This window comes from Marinifaba aquimaris (assembly GCF_013328345.1).
Taxonomy (GTDB): Bacteria; Pseudomonadota; Gammaproteobacteria; order Enterobacterales; family Alteromonadaceae; genus Marinifaba; species Marinifaba aquimaris.
The window spans coordinates 48,512-55,837 of sequence record NZ_JABULX010000028.1 but is presented as its reverse complement, the minus strand read 5'-3'; the positions used below and the strand labels follow the sequence as shown (position 1 = coordinate 55,837).

The 7,326-nt window shown below is 39.4% G+C and carries 6 protein-coding genes; 5 read left to right on the top strand and 1 reads right to left on the bottom strand.

Annotated features, from left to right (window positions below; all coding sequences use genetic code 11):
* Positions 1–271 precede the first annotated feature (271 nt).
* The 4 genes from HR060_RS15460 to HR060_RS15445 are packed head-to-tail and all read left to right on the top strand — an operon-like array spanning position 272 to position 4,501.
* Positions 272–1,312, top strand: coding sequence for a hypothetical protein (locus tag HR060_RS15460; RefSeq protein WP_174201196.1), 1,041 nt, complete (start codon positions 272–274; stop codon positions 1,310–1,312).
* Positions 1,313–1,314: 2 nt separating this feature from the next.
* Positions 1,315–2,556, top strand: coding sequence for a hypothetical protein (locus HR060_RS15455; protein WP_174201195.1), 1,242 nt, complete (start codon positions 1,315–1,317; stop codon positions 2,554–2,556).
* A complete protein-coding gene (locus HR060_RS15450) occupies positions 2,556–3,590 on the top strand; it encodes a DUF2169 family type VI secretion system accessory protein (RefSeq protein WP_174201194.1) in 1,035 nt (344 codons plus the stop codon). Before HR060_RS15455 ends, HR060_RS15450 begins: the two co-directional genes overlap by 1 nt.
* Positions 3,590–4,501, top strand: a complete 912-nt coding sequence (locus HR060_RS15445) for a hypothetical protein (protein ID WP_174201193.1) — start codon at positions 3,590–3,592, stop codon at positions 4,499–4,501. The genes HR060_RS15450 and HR060_RS15445 overlap by 1 nt, the downstream gene beginning before the upstream one ends.
* Here the strand turns inward: HR060_RS15445 and HR060_RS15440 are convergent.
* Complete coding sequence (locus HR060_RS15440; protein ID WP_174201192.1) at positions 4,498–4,821, bottom strand: hypothetical protein; 324 nt, start codon at positions 4,819–4,821, stop codon at positions 4,498–4,500. The two genes, HR060_RS15445 and HR060_RS15440, sit on opposite strands and share 4 nt — an antisense overlap.
* Positions 4,822–5,307: 486 nt before the next feature.
* Between HR060_RS15440 and acs the strand changes: the two genes are divergently transcribed.
* Entirely contained in the window at positions 5,308–7,251 is a 1,944-nt protein-coding gene (gene acs, locus HR060_RS15435) for an acetate--CoA ligase (protein ID WP_174201191.1), read from the top strand.
* Positions 7,252–7,326 lie beyond the last annotated feature (75 nt).

The following is a 7,326-nucleotide window of genomic DNA, read 5'->3' as shown; positions in this document are numbered from 1 at the left end:
GAAGCGTTTAATTTTGCCTTTGATAAACCACAAGCCGAAATTACCAAACCGTGGGAAGTCTGGCCGATAGACCCAGCAATGCCATTGCCTGTATTAGATAATAAATACAAGTTTAATCGTATATTTAGGCAAATAACGTGTGGCTCGCCTATCTAGGCTTTTAATGGCTAGAACTTGTTAGGGATGTTTTTTATAACAATTTAAATTGGCTTTTGGTACACTGGGCATTTCGATAATGCTTATTTACTCATGGATTCGAGGAGCGTTTTAAATGGAGCATTTTGTATTATTTATTGGCGGTATTGCCTTATTCTCTTTTTTCGCATACTTCTATATTGGGCAGAGCAAACCTAAGCAAATTAGTCGATCATCATCCAAAAGAAGTAGCCATATTTATTCTGCTTATTCTGATCACTTGGCAAAACCTGTTATGCAGTCATCCCTATCAGAAGAGCAAGAGTTTGAATTTTGGTCAGCGGTTGTTAAAAAACAAGACCTTAAAGTAGAGAAGTTTAATGTACTAATTGATGCACATTTAGAGACCATTGATAAACAAATTAGTGCACATGATTTTCTTAACGCACTTGCAACATGTGAACAATTAGACCAAACATTTGATTCGTATGAGATCAAAGTTCGCATCGCTAAAATTTGTCTGAATATATCTAGGCCAACCCGAGCGAGCGAATTGCTTTATCAGGCCGTTGAGATGATGCCTATCAGTCACCCGCATTATTTAGAAACCGCTATTTTGTATTTAAGTACACGTTTGCGTTGTGGTCATATATCTAAAGTGGATGACTTTTATCAAGCACACATTACTAGCAACCCAAAACTCTTTTCAATCAAACATGAAAAGCTCGATGCATTGTTAAAGCGAAAGCAAATAATGCGCGAGCGTGTGATTGCGCTCTCTCAAGGTTATGAAAATGGGACCATGTCTTTTGAGCAAGTTATACAGGTGTGTGTTGATGAAAAATTAATTGAATGCGGCTTCGATATTCTTGATAAACACCAACCTCAGCTTTGTAAGCAGGCCTTCAATAAATGTTACCTTGCCCTTGCTTTTTCGATTCAAGATTACGAACTTGGCTTTAACGCGGCAAAATCATTAAAAAAAGCAAACCGACTGGATCATAACGTTTTTCAAACACTGATCATGCATTTGTGTTTTAGTGCTCAGTTTCAACAAGCTACAGGCCTGATGAAAGAGTATTTAGCTAAATTTACACAAGGCATTGAAGCATCACAGTTTGAAAATAGGGTGATAGCTCGATTTTTCCAAAACAATCACATCAATCTTAACGCATAGCCATGTTCGATTTAGTTGCTAAAGTAAACATTCACGTTCAGCAAATTAATAGTTTGTTAAAGCAAAGGCGCTTATTACAAAGTCGATTGTGTTTTGATGCTATTTCCTTAAAAAATTTGGAAATTCGTTTACTAAATCACGTGTATGCGCTGTCACCATTAATTTGTGTTTCTGTAACCGACTTAACTGATCTTGAACAAGCAGAGATTGTCTCAAAACTTGATAACTTGGTTGAAGATATACCGCTAGGTATTGTTTGTTTTTGTATTTTACTAAAAGCCCATCCTAATGAACGTTTGAGTTTTATTAAGCAGATACACACTGCGCCAGAATTTGCGGATTATTGGCCGTTGTTTGCCAGTTTGATTAAATTATCAGAACAAGAGCACGTTGATTTAACTGAACAAGTGAAGGCGTATCATTATCAAGAAGATAACGCACTCGCTATTTACCAAATTATGTTGCAAAACTGGCAAGCTGGCCATCTAGATGGGCATTTAAATAGTGCACATCATGGGCAATTTGAAGTAGATGGTTACCTGAGTAGTCTATTGCTAGCACATACTGAATTGTCTTTAGCGCCTTTTTATTTAAGTGACAGTGATCATCTTGCAACATACGCTTTGTTAAGAGGGCTTTTACAAAATAACCAAGATGCAAGAGCGGCTTTAATAAAACGCTTTGCTCAAGCAACGTCTATTGATCACAAAGCTCAGCTACTGAGTTTAGCGGGGTTAACAGACTCAGATACATGGTTAGAGCCCTGTTCCATTTTTTGTCAAAACCATCCCGATTATATCATCATGGTTTTACCTCACTTCCAACATAAGCAAATATTACCCTTGATCATTAAGCTGATGTCTTTGGCTCAGTGTTATCAGCAGGCTTACGCTATTTGGTTAATGCTTACTGATTATCCTTTGGTATTTGAAAGTGCTATTTCTCTAGTAGATAGCGATAGTAAAAGTGACACGCACAAAATGCCCAACATTAATCAAGCAGAACTTCACCGCCAACAAATTATGAAGAAGCCTGGAGACAAAATATTAATGGGGCAAGATTACACTGCCGACAATGCCCATTTGGTACTTCACGGAAAAGCGGGCAAAGCGGCTCAATTAGCTTTGCTGTCTAAGGTATCTTTTTCTCATGCATGTGCGCTTTTCGATCTTAATTTCAGTCACCTGCAGTGGGAAAGTCTTTTCAGCTCTTGGTTCAAAGTTAAAAAGAGAGGAACAGATTAATGTTGCATAATTTATCGCCATGGCAAGCTCAATGCTGTGACTCTTGGTCTATAGAAAAAGCACCTGCGATCACCGTGGTTGTCAAACAGAGCTTTGAATACGATGAGCACGGCGAGGTATCGTCTCTGTGTCCTTGCGAGGAAATTATCTTCGCTGATGAATATGCAGGTGAACCAGGTGTTTCATCGCTGACTGCTGCTAATGAAATGGTGCCGTTTAAAGCGGCTTTTGAATGTTATGGCCAATTTAGAGCAGAGTTACCCAAAGGAAAAGAAGCTAGAGTACTGGAAGTTGAGCTCGGATTAACAGCCGGCTTAAAACAAACGAATGACATCAAAAAGCGTTTACGTGTGGTTGGCGATCGTGTTTGGCAAAATTCGTTGTTGGGTAAAGTTGTTGGCGATCCTCAACCTTTGGTAGCCATGGATATACGCTATGAAAAAACATACGGCGGTGTGGATTTAAATAATGCAGATAAAATGTGTATGGATAACCCCGCAGGTATTGGCTTTAACTTAAAAAGTAAACAGGCTAAAGGTCTGGCGGTTGTCAATATTGAATATGCCGATCAATTTATTAAGCGTCCTGGTCAATCTATCAAAGTGGCCGGTTTTGGCCCCATACCTGAAATTTGGCAACCTAGGTTAGATAGGCAAGCTGAAATTGATCAAGCTGCAATGATAAATAGCGAGTATCCATTTAAAGATGCCCTTGATAAGCGCTTTTATCAATATGCACCTGATGATCAACAAATAACTGCCGATTTTGATGAACAATGGGTGTTGTCTTTGACGGGGTTTATCACAAATAAGGATTATGGTGATAAAACTGATATTTGCTTACCATACCAAGTTCCACAATTATCTGTTAAGCAAGGTGAGCAGCTTGCTCAAAGGCAAATGAAATGTGACACGCTTGTTGTCGATACGCCTAACCAAGCTTTTCATTTGTTATGGCGAGTTCAAATTGAAAAGAAAAAGCCTGATGAGCTTTGTGAAATTATTGTCACTGAAGCTAAGGGCAAACAAAGTTAATGAAAACATTTCAATATCACCCCATTGCATTTGTTAACGCTGCGGGGATGCATGCAAGTGCGTTTTATACCGCAATTGAAAATAGTATGTTATATGCCAAACCGTCGAAGTTAGATTTGTCTGGTTTTGGCGATCACCATTTACAGGTGCAACTCGAACCGCTCATTCCTTATGATAAAACAACGCGTTGTTTGCTTTTATTAGAGAATTTAATTGAGCAAGTTGTTGAGCGAGAAACAAACTTTGAGCACCTTGTAATTGTTTCTAATTGCTTGGCAGACGACTCAGATGCACTCTCCCATATTGAAAACCGTGTTAATCAACTATGGCCCAATCTCAGTGAGATTAAGTTTATCGACTCGATAAAATTGGATGATTTAGCGACACTTGACGATAACACGCTACTGCTGGGCGCGGACTCTTGTATTGATTTAGCTAGTATTGAATCTATCAGGCAGATTAACCCAATTCAAACGCAAAACGGGCCCTTGGGTGTGACAGTCGGAGAGGGCGGTGTTGCTATGCTTTTGTCATCTTCAGCTAATATGACTGCATCTTTTGATGAAAATGAAATTAGCCAGCAGTTAAACCTGATGTCAGTTGGTTTGGAAGATATGGTGATTCAAGCTGGGCAGCTATCAGAGCAAAGTATACGTAAGTGGTTTGGCACAACAGCCCATTTATACAAGCAAACTGATGATTCAGTGTTTGAACCTGATTTAATTGAAGCGCCGTGTTTTAACGCGATAGTGGGTTATTCAGGAGAAGTTGATTTATTAATGGCTCTGGTGCTGGCTGAATCTTATATACAAAACCCTGTTAAGCCAAAAGACAGGGTTTATATATGTCAGCACCTAGATGTGGGAATGCAACTTTTAAAGATTGAACCAACTAACCTAAAAACATATTAGCTGGAAGCTAATAGATCGTGCTCTTGAGCGTCTTGTTGAAAATCAATTTTAAAATCACCGTCGCGAGTAATGAAGAAAACCACTCTTTGCCAAGATTCATTCGACTTTTGTTTAGCTTGGTAATAAATATTTTCAATGGCTTCACAAACAGCCTTAGATACGTCTAATTCATTTACCTTTTGATTTTTACAAACAAATGATGCTTGCACTTTATCGTCAGTAGATTCTGGTTGAAAACTAACTTGAGCAGAAAGCCACGGCTGTTGGATACTTTGGTATAAGCTTTGGCCAATGGTTTGGTAATGCGATTGTAATTCCATTTATTTAACCTTTAATGAGTCCGTTATAGCCCCTTATATTATTATTTTGCTGGTTAAGTTCAAGCCATTTTTCGACTGTTATTTAATTGTGTTTACCGATTAAGGGACAGCACTATCACTAATATACCAGCACAAAATTGTAGACTTTGGTCTTATTTTTATTATTTCAATTTTATGACAGGCTGTAGTTGGTTCGTACAGCTCAATCCATTTATTAACAAGATCGTCTAATTAATAATCGAATAAGCTAAAAAAGTATAAATTCTTGGTTAATTACGTCTTAAAAAGTGAAAAAAATGCTGTTAGTCTTGATTTGCTATTTGTTCTTGCACTAGTCCGAAGCAATGTTGATGCATTTTGGTTCATAGCAACAATAACAATAATACCAAGCAAGATAGCAACGAATAAAAATCCTTGTTGTTCAGCAAAACATCAAGGGAAGGGAATAATTAAATAACAACAATTAGTAAAAGCCGGAGCATGCAAATGTCAGACGCTGTATATCCAGTACCTAGCCACGCGAAAGAGCGTGCACTTATCGATAACGACACTTATCTTAAAATGTACCAAGAGTCAGTCGATAACCCAGAAGCTTTCTGGGCTGAACAAGGTAAACGTATCGATTGGATCAAGCCATATACTCAAGTAAAAAACACGTCTTATGCTCGCGGTAACGTAAGCATCAAATGGTTCGAAGACGGCGTATTAAACGCATCTTACAACTGTATTGACCGTCACTTAAAAGATAAAGCAGATAAAGCCGCTTTAATTTTTGAAGGCGATTCTCCAGACGTTTCATACAGTGTGACTTACCAAGAATTACACGACAATGTTGCAAAATTAGCTAACGGCCTTAAAAAGCTTGGCGTAGAGAAAGGCGACCGCGTTGCTATCTACATGCCAATGACTTTAGATGCAATCTATGCGATGCAAGCTTGTGCTCGTATTGGTGCAGTACACTCAGTTATTTTTGGTGGTTTCTCACCAAACGCAATCGCAGATCGTATTGTTAACTCAGATGCAAAAGTAATTATCACAGCTGACGAAGGTCGCCGTGGTGGCCGTACCGTGCCATTAAAAGCAAACGTTGATGAAGCATTAGAGCGCGAAGACGTTAAAACTATTACTTCTTGTTTAGTATTTAAAAATACGGGCGGTGATGTTGAGTTCAATGCTGACGTTGACGTTTGGGTAGATGAGTTAACGGCTGATTTACCTGCTACATGTGAACCTGAGCCGATGAATGCAGAAGATCCACTATTCATCTTATACACATCAGGTTCGACAGGCCAACCTAAAGGTGTAGTGCACACTACAGGTGGTTACATGGTTTATGCTTCAATGACGCATGAATACATTTTCGACTTACACGATGACGACATCTACTGGTGTGCGGCTGATGTAGGTTGGATCACAGGCCACTCTTATGTTGTTTACGGCCCACTTGCTAACGGTGCAACACAAGTTATCTTTGAAGGTGTTCCAACTTACCCAAGCAGTGCGCGTATTGGTGATGTTGTTGATAAACACGCTGTAACTATTCTTTACACTGCACCTACAGCAATTCGTGCATTAATGGCTAAAGGTGAAGAACCTTATGCGACGAATAAGCGTGATACTTTACGTGTTATGGGTTCAGTAGGTGAGCCAATTAACCCTGAAGCTTGGAACTGGTACCACGAAAATATTGGTAACAGCAACTGTCCTATCGTTGACACATGGTGGCAAACTGAAACAGGTGGTATCTTAATCACACCATTACCAGGTGCTACAGACTTAAAACCAGGTTCAGCAACTCGTCCGTTCTTCGGTGTTAAACCTGCTCTAGTGGATAGTGAAGGTACAATCAAAGATGGTGCAACTGATGGTAACTTAGTTATCCTTGATAGCTGGCCAGGTCAAGCTCGTACTATTTATGGCGATCATGACCGTTTCGAGCAAACTTACTTCTCAACTTATGACAACATGTACTTCACAGGTGATGGTGCGCGTCGTGATGAAGATGATTACTTCTGGATCACAGGCCGTGTAGATGACGTATTAAACGTATCAGGTCACCGTTTAGGTACAGCTGAAATTGAAAGTGCTTTAGTTGCTCATGAATCAGTAGCGGAAGCTGCTGTAGTGGGGTACCCGCATGACATCAAAGGTCAAGGTATCTACGTTTATGTATCACCAGTAGAAGGTATTGACGCTTCAGATGATTTAACAAAAGAAGTGCGTAACTGGGTTCGTAAAGAATTAAGCCCTATCGCTACACCGGATATGATCCACTGGGCGAAAGGCTTACCTAAGACGCGTTCTGGTAAAATCATGCGCCGTATCTTACGTAAGATTGCTGCTAACGAGTACCAAAGCTTAGGCGATACATCTACATTAGCCGACCCTTCTGTAGTTGATGATTTAATCGAAAATCGTTTAAATCGATAGTTCCTATCAGGTTTTGAAAAGGCGCTTTAATAGCGCCTTTTTTTATGCCTGGATTTTGATGGCAGTTAAAACTAG